This window comes from Rhizobium lusitanum (assembly GCF_014189535.1).
Lineage (GTDB): Bacteria > Pseudomonadota > Alphaproteobacteria > Rhizobiales > Rhizobiaceae > Rhizobium > Rhizobium lusitanum_C.
In genome coordinates this window covers 1,799,766-1,815,395 of sequence record NZ_CP050307.1, presented here as the reverse complement: position 1 = coordinate 1,815,395, position 15,630 = coordinate 1,799,766, and the positions used below count along the sequence as shown (strand labels likewise).

The window sequence follows — 15,630 nt, the reverse complement described above, 5'->3', positions numbered from 1 at the left end:
AGACCGGGCACGCCGCGGGTCTTCGATAAAAATGGGAACAAAAACTAGGAGAGAAATCGTGAAGACATTGTGGAAAGCATTATGCGCCGCTGCGATGGTCGGAATGACCATGCTGCCTGCACGCGCCGAAGAGAAGACGATCACGATGGGGACGCTGTCGTGGGAAGACCTGACGCCGATTACCGGGATTACCAAGAAGGTTCTCGAGGACGCCGGTTACACCGTCAAGGTGACGGAATTCTCCGAATGGGGCATTGCCTATGCTGCGCTCGGCAAGGGCGATATTCAGGTCCTGGCCTCGCAGACCGATTATGTGGCCCAGGACTACTGGGACAAGAACAAGAACCGCCTCGAGAAGATTTCGCCCGTCTCGCACGGTCTCTATCAGGGCATCGCCGTTCCAAAATACGTGCCCATCGACTCGCTCGAACAGCTCAACGAAAACGCCGACAAGTTCGGCGGCAAGATCATCGGCATCGAACCGGGCTCCGGCCTGATGCGCGACGCGTCGAACGCAGTCAAGGACTACAATATCAAGCTCCAGCTTGTCGAAGGTAGCACAGCCGCCATGTCGGCGGCGCTGAAGTCGGCCTATGACCGTAAGGAATGGATCGCTGTCACGATCTGGGAGCCGTCATGGATGGTCCAGAAGTACGAGGTGAAGTACCTCAAGGATCCGAAGGGCATCTTCCCGCCGCCGCAGAGCTATTACTGGATCGGCCACAAGGGTTTCTCTTCAGATTACCCGCATGCGCGCGAAGTGATGGCCAGCGTCTACGTCCCGATCGCGGACATCACCTCCATCAACGGCGAAGTCAAGGACGGCAAGACCATGGACCAGGCCGTCAAGGACTGGACGGATAGCCATGCGGATCTTCTGAAGCGTTGGGAGAACATCAAGAAGAACTAACCGACGGATTGACCGCCCGGTCCTTTTCCGGGCGGTCAATCCAAACATCAGTCGACAAGAGAAGCCAGCTTTGAACTGGTTCCAGGGGATCGAGATGAACAAATCGGATATTGGCAACAGCGAAATTTTGATCGACTGCCAGTCGATCTGGAAGATCTTCGGGGACAAGGCGGGCACGGCCGTAAAAGCCGTGGTGGAAAAAGGGCTGACCAAAAAGCAGATCCTTCAGGACTACAACTGTGTGGTGGGCGTCTCCAATGCCAGCATTCAGGTCCGTCGCGGCGAGATCTTCTGCATCATGGGATTGTCCGGCAGCGGAAAATCCACGCTCATCCGGCTCCTCAACAGGCTCATCGTGCCGAGCCTTGGCAAGGTGATCGTAAAGGGGCACGACCTCGCCGCATTGAGTGCCGCTGATCTCCGCCAGACGAGAGCCCGTCACATTGGAATGGTGTTTCAAAGCGTAGCTCTTCTGCCATACCGTACGGTTCTCGAGAACGCCGCCTTTGGGCTGGAAGTTCAGGGGATCGGCAAATCGGAGCGCAATAAGATAGCGACCGAGGCGCTCGAGAAAGTGGGCCTCGCCGACTGGCTGTCTCGTTACCCGGCAGAGCTGTCAGGCGGCATGCAGCAGCGCGTGGGCCTGGCTCGCGCAATTGCCGCAAATCCGGAAATCATTCTGATGGACGAGCCCTTTAGCGCGCTCGATCCGTTGATCCGACGCCAGCTTCAGGATGAGTTTCGGCAGCTTACGAAGGAGCTGGGGAAGTCGGCGGTCTTCATCACCCACGATCTGGACGAAGCGATCCGCATTGGCGACCGGATCGCGATCATGAAGGATGGCGTCATCATCCAGGTTGGCACCGCCGAGGAGATCGTCCTCAACCCCGCAGATGATTACGTGGCGGAATTCGTCGCCGGCATATCCCGTCTCCACCTTGTAAAGGCCCACTCGGTCATGAGTTCCGTTGCCGAATATCAGCGGTCGCATCCGAACGCCGATATCGCCACGCTGACCACGGCCACGCCAGAAGCAGACATCGACGAGCTGATCGGATTGACGATGCAATCCGAACGCGATGGCATCGCTGTGGTCGATAGCGGCTCTGTCATCGGCGTCGTCACCACCCGAGGTCTCCTGCGAGGCGTCAAAGGCGCGCAACCCGACGAACTTGCCGCGGCATAATTCGTATCTCTAGTTGGAGCGTTCCGAGATGGACAGTTCAAGTTTTGCAGATGCCTTCGACACGACGACGGATGCCGCACTCGAATGGGTCAGCGACAATGGCGGGTTTGTTTTCGACTTCTTTCGAGATGTCCTTGAAGGATTGTACGATGGTGTCCTCTGGGCGCTGCAACTTGCGCCCTTCTACATCGTTGCCATCGTCATCGCTGCCCTGGGGTGGCGGTTGGTCAATGTATGGTTCGGCATCTTCGCCGTCGTCGCCTTGGTTTTCTGTGCCGCGATCGGCCTCTGGCCCGAGACCATGAGCACGCTCGCCCTCGTCATTACCGCGACATTCCTGGCGTTGCTTGTTGCAATTCCGGCTGGTGTTATCGCAGGGTTTGTACCGGCACTCGATCGGATACTCGAGCCGGTGCTCGATCTCATCCAGACCATGCCTCCCTACATTTATCTCCTGCCTGCAATTGCCCTTCTCGGATACGGGCCTGCAACTGCGTTGGTCGCCACCGTTATTGTTGCCATGCCGCCGGCATTCCGGCTGACCTCTCTCGGCATTCGAATGACGCCGCTGGAGTTCGTGGAACTGGGTCAGGCCAGCGGCATTACCGGCCTGCAAACGTTTTTCAAGATACGGCTCCCGTTTGCGATGCCGAGCATCATGGCGGGAATAAACCAGAGCCTGATGATGGCGTTCGGGATGGTGGTGATCGCCGGGATCGTCGGCTCCGGCGGGCTTGGAGAAACGATCTATGGTGCAATCCGAACGCTCGATATTGCCAAATCCATCAACGCCGCGACTGCAATCGTTGTCCTGACAATGGTTCTCGATCGACTGGCACAGGGCGCTGCGCGCGTCAGCTATGGAGGACGGACATGAATCCTTCGATTCTGGCATATTCGCCTGGGGTCTTGCTCGCGCCGGTGGTCGACTGGCTCAACACCAATTTCCACCCGCTATTCGCGACGATCAGCACGGTGATTGAAGCCGTGTTGAATGCCATTGAAGCGGTGCTGCTGTCGCTGCCACCTTACGCGGTGATCGCCTTGGTCGTCATGTTCGCCCTCTCGGTTGCCGGTTGGCGCGTCGCTCTTCTTGCAGCATTGGCCCTCGGCTTTTGTCTGGTAGCCGATCTCTGGGTGCCGTCGATGCAGACGATTTCGCTCGTTACCGTTGCCGTCTTCATCTCCGTTGCGCTCGCGTTCCCGCTCGGGATCCTCGCATCACGAAACAGGAGCATCGAGGCGATCATCCGGCCCATTCTTGATATCATGCAGACCGTGCCGCCTTGGGTCTATCTGATACCGGCGGTGATGATCTTCAGCCTCGGACGGGTACCCGCGATCATCGCAACGATCGTTTACGGTGTCCCGCCCATGCTGCGGCTGACGACGCTCGCGTTCCGTCAGGTGCCGAACGATCTGAAGGAGCTCGGCCAGGCAATCGGCGCGTCGCCGACCTCAATCCTTCTCAAGATCGAGATCCCTTCAGCCAAGCCGACACTCGTGGTCGGCCTCAACCAATGCATCCTGCTCTCCCTGGCCATGGTCGTCCTGGCCGGCCTCGTCGGAGCGGGTGGCCTTGGTGCGGAGGTAACCAGAGGCCTGACGCGCATGGAGATGGGGCTCGGGCTTCGCGCCGGGCTTTGCATCGTCGCGGTCGCTCTTCTGCTTGATCGGCTTTCGCGTGGTGCGCTTCAGCGAAAGCGCGCCGCACTCACATTCTAGTATTTCCGGAGTTTACACATGCGCCGCAGTTTCTTTTGCATCGATTCACACACCTGCGGGAACCCGGTTCGCGTTGTTGCCGGTGGCGGGCCGTTGCTGCCCCATGTCTCGATGGCGGAGCGTCGCGAGATCTTCGTCCGGGACCATGATTGGGTCCGCAAGGCGCTGATGTTCGAGCCGCGTGGCCATGACATCATGTCGGGCGCGATCATCTATCCCTCCATTCGCGAAGATTGCGACTTTGCCGCCTTGTTCATTGAGGTCAGCGGCTGCCTTCCAATGTGCGGGGCGGGGACGATAGGTCTCGCGACTGTCGCGATAGAGGAAGGCCTGATCACCCCGAGGGTGCCGGGCAGATTGTCGATCGAGACGCCGGCCGGGAAGGTCGACGTCGACTATCAGCTGAAGGACGGTTTCGTGGAGGCAGTCCGGCTCTTCAATGTCGCGAGCTATCTCCATAGCAAGGACGTCGTTGTCGATGTCCCCGGTTTGGGTTCGCTGTCGGTCGATATCGCCTATGGCGGGAATTTTTACGCGGTCATTGAACCCCAGGAAAACTGGAGCGGGCTGGATGGCATGAGTGCCAGCGATATCGTTTCGCTCAGCCAGAGGCTTCGTGATGCGCTCTCTGTGGTCTGCGATCCGGTTCACCCCGATGACGAACGGATCCGGGGCGTGCACCACGCAATCTGGTGTGACGCTGCAGGCAGCGAAAACTCAGATGGCCGCGGTGCCGTTTTCTATGGAGACAAGGCGATTGACCGATCCCCCGGCGGCACCGGCACCTCGGCGCGCATGGCACAGCTCTACGGTCGCGGCCGTCTTGGCGTTGGCGATTCATTTCGCAATGAAAGCCTGATCGGAACGGTGTTCGAAGGGCGCATCGAAGGTGTTGCCACTGTGGGTAATATGCCAGGCATCTTGCCGAGCATAGGCGGTTGGGCCAGGGTCATCGGCCACAATACAATCTTCGTCGATGAACGTGACCCACTCGCCCACGGCTTTCAAATTCGGTAAATGACAAGGGGAGAAGGACGGAGCATGTCCCGCCGAGATGGCCAAGGCCGCATGCCTTGAAAGCACTGGTGCTTTCGAAGGTATGAAACACGAGGTTCTGAAATGAAGACGAGAGATCACGCGCAGCCTTCCGGCAATGCCGCGCAAAAGAAGCGGCTGAAGATCGGATTCGTGCTCGCGAGGTCCTTCACCCTTTCCGCCTTCGCCCTGTTTGTCGATACATTGAGACTGGCGAGCGATGATCTGGATCGCTCCGGCCGTGTCCTTGCCGATTGGCACGTTCTCGGCAGTACCCGTCATCTCATCACCGCAAGCTGCGGTGTTCAGGTCGCACCGACCTCCGACTTCATCGATCCCAGCCAGTTTCACTATATCGTCGTTGTCGGGGGACTGCTGAACCTGGAGAACCCGGTTGACCGTGAGACAATCGAATTCCTGCGATTGGCCGACGCCAAGGGCGTGCCGCTCATCGGGCTTTGCACGGGCTCCTTCATCCTTGCGGAAGCAGGCTTGATGAAACGGCACCAGACCTGCGTGAGCTGGCTGCATTATCAGGCTTTTCGTGAGCGCTTTCCCGATCACGATGTCCGCTCGGATCGCATCTTCAATCTCGACCGGACGCGCGGCTCATGCGCCGGCGGCAGCAGTGCTGCCGACATGGCCGCGTCCCTGGTCCGGCGCTATATCAGTAGGGATGCGGAGCGAAACGCCCTGGAAGTGCTGCAAATCGAGAAGGCGCGGTCCTCGACGGATATCCAGCCCCGACGCCCTCTCTATGAGGATTTCGAGGATACCCGCGTCAAGGCGGCGTTGATCACCATGGAGCAACATCTCGATGGGGAACTTTCGATCGAGAAGCTAGCTGCTTTGGTCGGGCTATCCCGCCGGCAGCTTGAACGGATTTTTCTGGAGAAGGCCGGGATCTCCCCCGCCAAGGCTTATAATCTCGTCAGGCTCGAGCGTGCCAGGACACTTTTGACACAAACCAAAAGCTCGGTGATCGAGGTCGCGCTGGACGTCGGCTTCGAAAGCGCCTCGCACTTTTCCCGATGCTGCAAGCGTATGTATGGACGGACGCCAACGCAGATTAGAGCGGCGGCGGCGCAGGCTTGAACGATTGAAGAAGGCAGAGTTGGATAACGGCTCCGGTGTCAACCGCGCAACAGCGGAAGCAGTTGATCGCCCTGCCGCTTGATCTCGGATAGATACGGTGTGTCGGAAAGCACGAAATGTGTGATGCCCAGATCCTGATATTTGCGCAGCGAGCGGGCGACGTCATCGGCCGAACCCACCAGCCATGTCGTACCGGCGCCGCCGCCGCCGAATTTGCCCGGCGCGGTATAGAGGTTGTCGTCGAGGACGTCGCCGCGCTCGTGCAGATCGAGCAAACGTCGCTGGCCAACCGCGATGGACTGCCGATGGTCGTTCCAGCCGGCACCCTTGCTCTTGGCCATCTCGGCGACCTTCGCCTCGGCGTCGGCCCAGGCCTGCTCCGTCGTATCTCGGACCAGCGTGGTGATCCGCAACCCGAACTCCAGCGGCGGGAGGTCGCGATCCAGCGTCTTGCTCAGCGCCCTAAGCCGCTCGATCCGCTCGCGGACGCCGTCGAGCGGTTCACCCCAGAAGAGCTGGACATCAGCCTCGGTGGCGGAGACCTGTTCGGCTGCTTCCGAGGCGCCGCCGAAGTAGAGCTTGGGATGCCGGCGGCTTCCGCGAGCCTCGAGGCGCGGTACCACGGTGGATTCAGTGACCCCGAAATGCTCGCCCACGGAGGTGACGTTTTCTTCGGTCCATAGCCTGCGAACCAGCCGCATGAACTCCCTGGTGCGGGCATAGCGGTGCGCCTGATCGCCTTCGCTGTCGCCATATGCGGCCAGGTTATCTAGACCCGATACGACGTTGACGCGCACCCGCCCGCCGGTCAGCTGATCCAGCGTGGCCGCGGCGGACGCGAAGTTCGCCGGCCGCCAATAGCCTGGGCGGATCGCGATGAGCGGTTCGAAGGTGGTGGTTCGCGCGGCGAGCGCCGCCGCCACGGTGAAGGTGTCGGGCCGGCCCCAGCCGGTGCCGATGAGCGCGCCTTTCCAGCCGTGCTCCTCCAGCGCTTTTGCGTGGATGGTCAACGTCTCCAGGCTGTTATGGTTTTCGACGGTGGAATCGCCGCGATGGCCGGCTTTTACGTCGTTCGGGATATACCAGAGAAATTCGGAATTGCCGCTCATGGGGTGGGCCTGCATTTCTAAAAGTTGGGTTTGATTGCTCGTCCTAGCGAACGCGCATGCCGGCTGCTTCATCGTAGTGAAGTGGCTTGTCGAATTTTGTAAGAGGCGCCTCCGGCACGGAGCTGATGGTCACGCCATGCGGCCAATCTGGAGGGCAGATGGCGATATAGCGGGCATAGCCGCCCAGCCCGCCGCCGAACTTCGGATAGCCGATCGCCACCAGTGCACCGGTTTCCGGAACCTGATCGAGGTTTGCAACACCTTCGGCCTGCGCATAGCCATTACGTCCGCGCTTCTGTCTGAGCAAGGTTGTCATCGCTGCTTCAACCCAATTCGTCGGTTCGATCCGTCGCCGGCAAAGGCTGAATGCGCGACGGATGTGTGCCCAACTTATATCCATGGGAGACCATGGTAGTCTATAAAAGTTATGGACTTTATGTTGGCTTCAGGCGAAGAAATTTGCTGATATGAGACGATCTGTAAAAAATTTCAGGTCCGACGACACGGGAGGGGCCGATGGCCCAATAAGCAGGGACCTTCCATTGTCTTTATCGTTTGCAAAGGACCAACCGTGACGCTCTCCATCCTGACACCTGAACTGGCCGAGCAGTTCGCCGACATCGCGCTTGGTCATGTTCGGCGTGAATATCCCAACAATCTCGATCACGCGCTCTCGGGACCGAACGACGCCCGGACGCCGCGCGATCTTCATCCGATTTTCTACGGCAGCTTTGATTGGCATTCCTGCGTACACAGCTATTGGCTGTTGGCGCGCCTGCTGCGCCGGTTTCCCGAACTTTCGTTCGCCGCCAGCGTTCGTGCCCTGTTCGACGAACAATTTGTTGCCGAGAAGGTCGCCGCCGAATGCGCCTATTTCGCAGCGCCAACGGCGCGTGCCTTCAAGCGTCCTTATGGCTGGGCATGGCTGCTGAAGCTCGCGACGGAGTTGGCGTTGCAGGATGACCTACGTTGGTCGCGGGCGCTTGCGCCGCTGGCGCAGGTCATCGCCCAGCGTTTCCGGGATTTCCTGCCGCTTTCGACCTATCCCATACGGGTCGGCACCCATTTCAACACAGCTTTCGGGTTGAGGATGGCAGCGGACTATGCGGCCGTCACGCAGGATGCCGAGTTGACAGGCCTCCTTGGTGATACGGCCAGCCGCTGGTATGGCGAGGATGTCGATTGCCCGGCCTGGGGAGAGCCGAGCGGCGACGAATTCCAGTCTTCCGCCCTCGTCGAGGCGGAGTGCATGCGCCGACTGTTGCCCGGGGAAGACTTCCTGCCGTGGTTCGACCGTTTCCTGCCACGGATTGCGGAGCATGAGCCATCGACATTGTTCCGACCGGCGACGGTCACGGATCGTACTGATGGTAAGATCGCCCATCTCGACGGGCTGAATCTCAGCCGGGCCTGGTGCTGGCGTTCTCTGGCCGCCGCTTTATCCGCCGACGATCCCCGCCGAGCCATCATGCTGGAAGCGGCCGACCATCACTTGACCACGGGCCTCCCGCACATCGCTTCCGATTATATGGGTGAGCACTGGCTTGCCACGTTCGCCGTGCTAGCGCTCGAGAGCGAGGTCTAGGCGAGAGAGCACGAAGCGCGGTAAGTGCCATTTGATGGCGTGGCTACACAGGACAACAGAAAAGAAAGAAGGGCTCTCGGCGTAAACCGGAGCCCTTTAAGTTTGAAGGTCAAACCTCCAGAGGGAACAGCCAACGCAGCGAGACCGGGAGGAGGGAAACGCCGATCGCGTCGAGTATGATCATAATGTGTCCGCGGCGCTTCAAAGGCGACATATGGACCGACCTATTTTACGCATGGATTTGACATATATATCTAATATTTAGCGGAAACTTGAAAAATGCCGGCGTCGCGCCTGAAGCCTTTTGGCATGAGGGATGAGTCCGGCATCGGCGGAGAATTTGACTTCCTTGGCAGCCATGGATGATTTCCTTCCTAAAAGTCCGTGTTAGGCCACTACGCCGAGGATGTCGGCTTCCTTGACGATCAGCAGGTCTTCGCCGTCGATCTTGATCTCCGTGCCCGACCACTTGCCGAAAAGCACGCGGTCGCCGGCCTTGACGTCGAGAGGCACAAGCTTGCCGCTCTCATCATGCAGCCCTGGGCCAATGGCGACGACGGCGCCCTCTTGGGGTTTTCCCTTGGCGGTGTCCGGGATGATGATGCCACCCCGCGTCTTCTCTTCGCTTTCGAGGCGCCTTATGACGACACGATCATGCAGTGGGCGAAATGCCATTCGTGTTTCCTTCCTGATTTCACTTCAACGTCGCTTGGCAGCACTCCTATGAAGATGCCAACAACGATATTTTCCCGAGAAGGATCGCGATTGGCAAAGGGCATCGCTGCGATTTAAGTCGCGGAACAGAGAAGGGAATTTCAATTTTCTACTAAATTTTTAGAATTTATGTGTTTTGCCCTGACCAAGCCAAAGGGAACGCGAGCGTGTCTGGTTTCAAGCCTCCGCTTGAATAGCCCGGAGACAGCATCTTCCTTTACGAAAAGAATGGGCCTTACGTAAGCGTCACTATCTTGCCGCATTAACTTGGTTCTACACACGCCGCTGGCTGGTTTGATCTTGCTGTGCGCCTTGTCGTGCACCCCCGGTGAGGTTCATCCAGCCAGCATCGAGACAACCGCCGTCTCCCTTGGTCCGGCTACAAATGCGCGCCGCATGACTGGCTGTCTTTGGCTCCACTTGGAGCATCCCTTCCCCCTCTGATGAAGCACGGCGCTCGCGATAAGGTGCCTGGATCTAAATCCCTCGTAGAGCATTGCTAAACAGAGCAGCCGGAACCTGTGGTCTGCCGGGTGCCAAATTTCATCAATCCCTTACATGCCGGGCCGAGAGGCAAAATAATCCCCCCTTTATATATATTAAAACCATAGATTTCCTGTATTGAGCGGACCGCCCCGCCTAATTTCCCCCATCTGCCCGTCCAGGTACTCAGCAGGGGAATGTCATGAGCCGCCAAATTCGTTTTAACGCATTCGATATGAACTGCGTTGGTCATCAATCGCCGGGCCTATGGGCGCATCCTCGTGACAAATCCTGGAAATACAAGGATCTGGACTACTGGCAGGATCTCGCCCGCACGCTGGAGCGCGGCATTTTCGATGGCGTCTTCATTGCCGACGTTATCGGCTATTACGACGTCTACAAGGGGTCGAACTATCACGCCATCGAGCAGGCGGCGCAGATCCCGGTCAACGATCCCCTGCAGCTGGCAGCTCCCATCGCGCTTGCGACGGAACATCTCGGCATTGGCATCACGGCATCGACATCCTTCGAGCATCCCTACACCTTTGCGCGCCGCCTTTCGACGGCGGACCACCATACGAAGGGTCGCGTCGGCTGGAACATCGTCACCTCCTATCTCGAGAGCGGCGCGAAGAATATCGGGCAGGGCGGACTTCGCCGGCACGACAACCGTTATGAAGTCGCGGCCGAATATGTCGAGGTGCTCTACAAGCTCTTCGAGGGGAGCTGGGAAGAGGGCGCGGTGCAGCGTGACCGCGACCGCCGCATCTTCACCGATCCGTCCAAGGTTCACGAGATCGGCCACAAGGGCAAATATTTCGAGGTCCCGGGTTATCATCTGTCGGAGCCCTCGCCACAACGCACGCCGGTGCTCTATCAGGCAGGTGCTTCAGGGCCAGGCAAGACATTCGCGGCGGGGCATGCGGAGTGCATCTTCGTCGCCGCGCCGACGAAATCCGTCCTCAAGCACTATGTCGCCGATATTCGCGAGCGCATTGCCGCGGCTGGCCGCGATCCGAAGAAGGTGTTCATCTATACGCTGATCACCATCATCACCGATGAGACGGAAGAGAAGGCGCAGAAGAAGTTCGAGGACTACAAGAGCTACGTCTCCTATGACGGCTCTCTGACCTTCATGTCCGGCTGGAGCGGCATCGACTTCGGGCAATATGCACCGACCGACGTGGTGGAGCGGATCGAAACCAACGCGATCCACTCCTTTGTCGAGCACATTGCCGGGGGCGACAAATCCTGGACCATTGACGAGCTTGCGCAGTTTGGCGGCATCGGTGGCATGGGGCCTGTCTTCGTCGGCTCAACCGAACGCATCGCCGATATCCTGCAAGAATGGGTCGAAGATACCGACGTCGACGGCTTCAACATCGCCTATGCGGTGACGCCCGACAGCTTCGAGGATATCGTCGGCCATATCGTGCCGGAGTTGCAGAAGCGTGGCGTCTATCCGACCGCCTACAAGCCCGGAACCTTGCGTGAAAAACTCTTCGGAGACGGGCCTTACCTGCCAGTCAGCCACCCGGCGAATGGCTTCCGCGACATCGAGGCCGTGAAGCGGCGCGAGGCGGAGGCGGGTGATGCGTCGCTGCCGTTAAAATCGGTCGGTGCGTGATGGCCGGCCTGCTCGAACTTCATGATGTATCCCTTTCCTTCAAGGGCGTGCGCGCGCTCAATGCGTTGAGCTTCAGTGTCGCGAGGGGGGAAATCTGTGCGCTGATCGGCCCCAACGGTGCAGGCAAAAGCTCTCTGCTCAACGTCATCAATGGTGTTTACCGCGCCGATTCAGGCGATGTCGTCTTTGATGGCGAGCGGTTCGAGGCCATCCATCCCTTCAAGGCGGCTCATCTCGGCATCGGGCGCACCTTTCAGCACAACGCGCTGTTCCGCCGCCTGACGGTGAGGGAAAACGTGCTTGCGGGTATTTCCCGCCACGGAAAGGCGAGCTTTCTCGAAAACATCTTCCGCTTTGGCCGCGACGCCGAGGAACGGCGCGATTTCGAGGCTCGGTCCAGCAGGATTATCTCCTTTCTTGGCCTCGAACCCTATGCCGACACGGTCGTGTCGACCTTGCCATACGGCGTTCAGAAGCGGGTGGATCTCGGACGGGCGCTTTCCGCGTCGCCCAAGCTCCTGCTCCTCGACGAACCCATGGCCGGCATGAACCAGGATGAGAAGCGGGATATGAGCCGGGTAATCGCCGAGGTCAATCGCGCCTTCGGCACCACCATCGTCCTGATCGAACATGATGTCGGCATCGTGCTCGGCCTGGCCAGTCATGTGGTCGTGCTGGATTACGGCCGCAAGGTCGCGGACGGCGGACCGGATGAGATCCGCACCAATCCCGAGGTCATCTCCGCCTATCTCGGCACGGTTCATTAGGGGTTGTCACGATGGGATATTTTCTCGAAACCTTGACCACCGGCCTTTTCGCCGGCCTGATGTACGGCCTGGTCGCCATCGGATTCGTGCTGATCTACAAGGCCTCCGGCGTCTTCAACTTCGCGCAGGGCGCGATGGTGTTCCTCGCGGCGCTGACTTTCGTCACACTGACCGAGCGAGGCACTTCCTTCTGGATTGCCTTCGCCATCACCTGTGGCGTGATGATCGCGACGGCGGTCGCGATCGAGGCGCTGGTTCTCAGACCTCTGCGCAACCGCGATCCGCTGACCCTGTTCATGGCGACGCTTGGCCTGAGCTTCGTCATCGAGGGCGCGACGCAGTTCTTCCTTGGAACGGACGTGCATATGCTCGATATCGGGATCGATGATATCGCCACCGATTTCGGCGGCATATTGATCAGCCAGTTCGACATCGTCGCCTCGCTGATTGTGATCGGGCTCGTCGTTGTTCTCGCCATCGTCTTCAGCAAGACCCGCATGGGGATCTCCCTGCGTGCTGTTGCCGACGATACGCTCGCCGCGCAGTCGATCGGTATCCGCCTGCCGCAGATCTGGCGCATCGTCTGGAGCGTCGCGGGGATCGTGGCGCTGGTTGCCGGGCTTTTGTGGGGCGCGCGCCAAGGCGTGCAGTATTCGCTGTCGCTGATCACGCTGAAGGCGCTGCCGGTACTCATCATCGGCGGCTTCTCTTCCATTCCTGGCGCCATTGTCGGCGGTCTGATCGTCGGTGCGGCGGAATCATTAGCCGACATCTATATCGGCCCATTGGTCGGCGGCAGCGTTTCCACCTGGTTCGCCTACATCCTGGCAGTCGCCTTCCTCCTCGTCCGCCCGGCCGGCCTTTTCGGCGACCGCGCCATCGAAAGGGTCTGATCCATGAGCGTCTCCAACAACGTGCTCGCCGAGGCCGCCGCCATATCGTCGAAGAGCAATCTGCGCATTCTGGCTGTCATTGCCGGACTGTTGGTGCTCTTCGTCGCGGTGCCGCTTGGCGCCAGCGACTATTGGCTAAGCTCGATCATCATCCCCACGTTGGTCATGGGCCTTGCCGGGATCAGCCTCAACCTCCTGATGGGCTATGCCGGACTGGTTTCATTGGGATCGGCCGCCTTCATGTCGATCGGGGCATTCTCCGCCTATAATCTGATCCTGCGCGCGCCCTTCCTGCCGCTTCCGGTGGTGCTTCTGGTCTCGGGTCTCGTCGCCGCTGCTGCCGGCGTCGTCTTCGGACTTCCGGCTCTTCGGATCAAAGGCTTCTATCTCGGTGCCTCGACGCTCGGCGCCCAATTCTTCTTCGAATGGGTCTTCAGCAATTTCACCTGGTTCTCCAATGACAGTCAGTCACTGACGATCTCGGCGCCGCGTCTCGCCTTTCTTGGATGGGATCTCCAGTCTCCGGCGGGCCGATACCTGCTGGCAATCTCGGTTACCACGGCGCTGATAGGCCTTGCTTTCCTGATCGTGAAGAGCCGTCTCGGCCGCGAGTGGATGGCGATCCGCGATATGGATACGGCCGCCTCGGTGATCGGCATTCGCATCGCGCGCCGCAAGCTGCAAGCCTATGCGATCAGTTCGTTCTTTCTGGGCGTGACCGGCGTTCTCTGGGGCTTCGCCTATCTCGGCACCTCCGATGCCCACACCTTCAATCTCGACAAGTCATTTCAGGTGCTCTTCATCGTGCTGATCGGCGGCACCGCGACGATCTTCGGCAATTTCCTCGGCGCGGCCTTCATCGTGCTGACGCCGATCCTGCTCGATCGCATCGTCCTTGCCGCCAACCTCTCGTTCCTTGGCGATCAAGGGGCGTTGACGAACCTGCAGCGCGTCATCTTCGGCGTGATCATCATCCTTATCCTGATCAAGGAGCCGGACGGTCTCGCCGCGCTCATACGCCGGGCAACCACCGCCATCGGCAAATGGAAGCGCGGGGCGACATAGACGTTCTTTTTCAAACAAGGGTGAACCTTCGGCGTCGGGTTCCTCCTCCCAAGCAGTCAGGCGCCGCCTTCTTTCATTGCACCAACGGGGTTTCCAATGTCATTTTTCAAGAAAGCATTCATGCTGGCCGGGGCGATCGCCATCGCAGCGTCGGCGGCAGTTACGCCATCCCTAGCGGAGGAAGGGACAGGACAGCAGCTCTTTCCGCTGTTTTCCTACCGCACCGGTCCTTATGCACCATCGGGTATTCCCCAATGGGCGGGATATCGCGATTATTTCAACTACATAAACGAAAAGGGCGGCGTCAACGGCGTCAAGATCTTCGTACAGGAATGCGAGACCGCCTATACGCTGGAGCGGGCATTCGAATGCTATGAGCGCTACAAGAACGGCTATGCCGGCGCGCCGGTCGCGGCCCTCTTCACCACGTCGAGCGGCTTCGATGCGGCGATTTCCGACAAGGCACGCATCGATCAGCTGCCGATCGTGTCGGTCGCCGGCGGACGCGGCGATGCCGTTGATGGCAGTGTCTTCCCCTACCAGTTTCCGCTTCTTTTCGACTACTGGACGGAAGCCTCGATCGTCGTCGAGCATATCGCCAATCAGGTCGGCGGCTACGACAAGCTGAAGGGCTTGAAGATCGCGACGCTCTACCATGATTCCGGATATGGACGCGAAACCATCCAGCCGATGGGTATCCTCGCCAAGAAGTATGGCTTCGAGGACATCCAGATCCCCGTGCCGCATCCGGGCGAGCAGCAGCAGGCACAATGGCAGCAGATCAAGCGCGCCGGCGTCGACTGGGTATTCTTCCGCGCATGGGGCGTGATGTCGCCGGTCGGTCTGAAGACGGCCGCTCGCGTCGGCTTTCCGGCAGACCGGATCATCGGCGATATCTGGACTGGCTCCGAGGAAGACGCGCGCCCGGCTGGTGCCGCGGCAAAGAACTATCTCGCCGTCTCCGTCTATCCGTCAGGCACTGATTTCAAGATCAGCCAGGAGCTGAAGAAGAACATCATCGACGCTGGCAAGGGGGATCTCAAGGACCCCACGAAGTTCGGTTCGGTCTACTACAATGCCGGCCTCGTGCAGGCGATTATCTTCACCGAAGTCCTGCGCACCGGACAGGCGAAGTTCGGTAACCACCCGCTGACCAAGGAGGAAGGTCATTGGGCCGTCGAGCATCTCGACATCACGGCGGAACGGATCGAGGAACTCGGCGCAACCGGCTTGCTGAGCCCGCTCAAGGTGACGCCGCAGGATCATGAGGGCCAGCCGGCCGCCAAGATCGTGCAGTGGGATGGCACCAAATGGAATGCCGTCACCGGCTGGCTGAAGGGGGACAGGCCGCTCTTCAAGGATGCAATCTTCGCCAAGGCCGCCGCCTATGCCAAGGAAAAGAACTTGCCGCCGCGCGAGCCGGTGGCGAACTGACG

General features: G+C 59.5%; 14 protein-coding genes and 1 pseudogene. 12 read left to right on the top strand and 3 right to left on the bottom strand.

Going from position 1 to position 15,630, the window contains the following annotated elements; all coding sequences use genetic code 11:
• Window positions 1-58 precede the first annotated feature (58 nt).
• The 6 genes from HB780_RS11450 (at window position 59) to HB780_RS11425 (ending at window position 5,951) form a co-directional block, all read left to right on the top strand.
• Window positions 59-910, top strand: a complete 852-nt coding sequence (locus HB780_RS11450) for a glycine betaine ABC transporter substrate-binding protein (RefSeq protein WP_183687810.1) — start codon at window positions 59-61, stop codon at window positions 908-910.
• Window positions 911-1,004: 94 nt separating this feature from the next.
• Window positions 1,005-2,096 (top strand): quaternary amine ABC transporter ATP-binding protein, encoded by a 1,092-nt coding sequence (locus tag HB780_RS11445; protein WP_183687808.1) that lies wholly within the window; start codon window positions 1,005-1,007, stop codon window positions 2,094-2,096.
• Between the two features lie 28 nt (window positions 2,097-2,124).
• Complete coding sequence (locus HB780_RS11440; protein WP_183687807.1) at window positions 2,125-2,973, top strand: ABC transporter permease; 849 nt, start codon at window positions 2,125-2,127, stop codon at window positions 2,971-2,973.
• The gene (locus HB780_RS11435) at window positions 2,970-3,821 is read left to right on the top strand and encodes an ABC transporter permease (RefSeq protein WP_183687805.1); all 852 of its coding nucleotides are present in this window, start codon (window positions 2,970-2,972) and stop codon (window positions 3,819-3,821) included. Before HB780_RS11440 ends, HB780_RS11435 begins: the two co-directional genes overlap by 4 nt.
• Before the next feature lie 18 nt (window positions 3,822-3,839).
• On the top strand, window positions 3,840-4,838 hold the full coding sequence (locus tag HB780_RS11430) for a 4-hydroxyproline epimerase (protein ID WP_183687803.1): 999 nt from the start codon (window positions 3,840-3,842) through the stop codon (window positions 4,836-4,838).
• 102 nt (window positions 4,839-4,940) lie between these two features.
• Window positions 4,941-5,951, top strand: a complete 1,011-nt coding sequence (locus HB780_RS11425) for a GlxA family transcriptional regulator (protein ID WP_183687801.1) — start codon at window positions 4,941-4,943, stop codon at window positions 5,949-5,951.
• A gap of 38 nt (window positions 5,952-5,989) precedes the next feature.
• Here the strand turns inward: HB780_RS11425 and HB780_RS11420 are convergent, their stop codons facing one another.
• Together HB780_RS11420 and HB780_RS11415 are read right to left on the bottom strand one after the other, a co-directional pair.
• Window positions 5,990-7,060 carry an LLM class flavin-dependent oxidoreductase gene (locus HB780_RS11420; protein ID WP_183687799.1) on the bottom strand — a complete coding sequence of 357 codons (1,071 nt, stop codon included), beginning with the start codon at window positions 7,058-7,060 and terminating at the stop codon, window positions 5,990-5,992.
• Between the two features lie 43 nt (window positions 7,061-7,103).
• Window positions 7,104-7,343: pseudogene (locus HB780_RS11415) on the bottom strand (cyclase family protein); the annotation flags it as partial.
• A 288-nt stretch (window positions 7,344-7,631) separates the two neighbouring features.
• On the opposite strand from HB780_RS11415, the gene HB780_RS11410 reads away from it, so the two are divergent.
• On the top strand, window positions 7,632-8,645 hold the full coding sequence (locus HB780_RS11410; RefSeq protein ID WP_183687797.1) for a DUF2891 domain-containing protein: 1,014 nt from the start codon (window positions 7,632-7,634) through the stop codon (window positions 8,643-8,645).
• Window positions 8,646-9,032: 387 nt separating this feature from the next.
• Here HB780_RS11410 and HB780_RS11405 read toward each other — a convergent pair whose 3' ends face one another.
• Window positions 9,033-9,320 (bottom strand): co-chaperone GroES, encoded by a 288-nt coding sequence (locus HB780_RS11405; RefSeq protein ID WP_183687795.1) that lies wholly within the window; start codon window positions 9,318-9,320, stop codon window positions 9,033-9,035.
• A gap of 724 nt (window positions 9,321-10,044) precedes the next feature.
• Between HB780_RS11405 and HB780_RS11400 the strand changes: the two genes are divergently transcribed.
• From HB780_RS11400 to HB780_RS11380, 5 genes are all read left to right on the top strand, one after another.
• On the top strand, window positions 10,045-11,469 hold the full coding sequence (locus HB780_RS11400) for an LLM class flavin-dependent oxidoreductase (RefSeq protein ID WP_183687793.1): 1,425 nt from the start codon (window positions 10,045-10,047) through the stop codon (window positions 11,467-11,469).
• Complete coding sequence (locus HB780_RS11395) at window positions 11,469-12,236, top strand: ABC transporter ATP-binding protein (RefSeq protein ID WP_183687791.1); 768 nt, start codon at window positions 11,469-11,471, stop codon at window positions 12,234-12,236. The genes HB780_RS11400 and HB780_RS11395 overlap by 1 nt, the downstream gene beginning before the upstream one ends.
• Before the next feature lie 11 nt (window positions 12,237-12,247).
• The gene (locus tag HB780_RS11390; RefSeq protein ID WP_183687789.1) at window positions 12,248-13,129 is read left to right on the top strand and encodes a branched-chain amino acid ABC transporter permease; all 882 of its coding nucleotides are present in this window, start codon (window positions 12,248-12,250) and stop codon (window positions 13,127-13,129) included.
• 3 nt (window positions 13,130-13,132) lie between these two features.
• Window positions 13,133-14,194 (top strand): branched-chain amino acid ABC transporter permease, encoded by a 1,062-nt coding sequence (locus tag HB780_RS11385; protein WP_183687787.1) that lies wholly within the window; start codon window positions 13,133-13,135, stop codon window positions 14,192-14,194.
• A 96-nt stretch (window positions 14,195-14,290) separates the two neighbouring features.
• Window positions 14,291-15,628, top strand: a complete 1,338-nt coding sequence (locus HB780_RS11380; protein ID WP_183687785.1) for an ABC transporter substrate-binding protein — start codon at window positions 14,291-14,293, stop codon at window positions 15,626-15,628.
• Window positions 15,629-15,630: the final 2 nt, after the last annotated feature.

Excerpts from the sequence above, each read along its gene's own strand:
- HB780_RS11400 (WP_183687793.1), top strand. The coding sequence starts at position 10,045 with ATGAGCCGCCAAATTCGTTTTAACGCATTCGATATGAACTGCGTTGGT.
- HB780_RS11420 (WP_183687799.1), bottom strand. The coding sequence starts at position 7,060 with ATGAGCGGCAATTCCGAATTTCTCTGGTATATCCCGAACGACGTAAAA.
- HB780_RS11390 (WP_183687789.1), top strand. The coding sequence starts at position 12,248 with ATGGGATATTTTCTCGAAACCTTGACCACCGGCCTTTTCGCCGGCCTG.
- HB780_RS11385 (WP_183687787.1), top strand. The coding sequence starts at position 13,133 with ATGAGCGTCTCCAACAACGTGCTCGCCGAGGCCGCCGCCATATCGTCG.
- HB780_RS11425 (WP_183687801.1), top strand. The coding sequence starts at position 4,941 with ATGAAGACGAGAGATCACGCGCAGCCTTCCGGCAATGCCGCGCAAAAG.
- HB780_RS11430 (WP_183687803.1), top strand. The coding sequence starts at position 3,840 with ATGCGCCGCAGTTTCTTTTGCATCGATTCACACACCTGCGGGAACCCG.
- HB780_RS11395 (WP_183687791.1), top strand. The coding sequence starts at position 11,469 with ATGGCCGGCCTGCTCGAACTTCATGATGTATCCCTTTCCTTCAAGGGC.
- HB780_RS11440 (WP_183687807.1), top strand. The coding sequence starts at position 2,125 with ATGGACAGTTCAAGTTTTGCAGATGCCTTCGACACGACGACGGATGCC.
- HB780_RS11380 (WP_183687785.1), top strand. The coding sequence starts at position 14,291 with ATGTCATTTTTCAAGAAAGCATTCATGCTGGCCGGGGCGATCGCCATC.
- HB780_RS11435 (WP_183687805.1), top strand. The coding sequence starts at position 2,970 with ATGAATCCTTCGATTCTGGCATATTCGCCTGGGGTCTTGCTCGCGCCG.
- HB780_RS11445 (WP_183687808.1), top strand. The coding sequence starts at position 1,005 with ATGAACAAATCGGATATTGGCAACAGCGAAATTTTGATCGACTGCCAG.
- HB780_RS11405 (WP_183687795.1), bottom strand. The coding sequence starts at position 9,320 with ATGGCATTTCGCCCACTGCATGATCGTGTCGTCATAAGGCGCCTCGAA.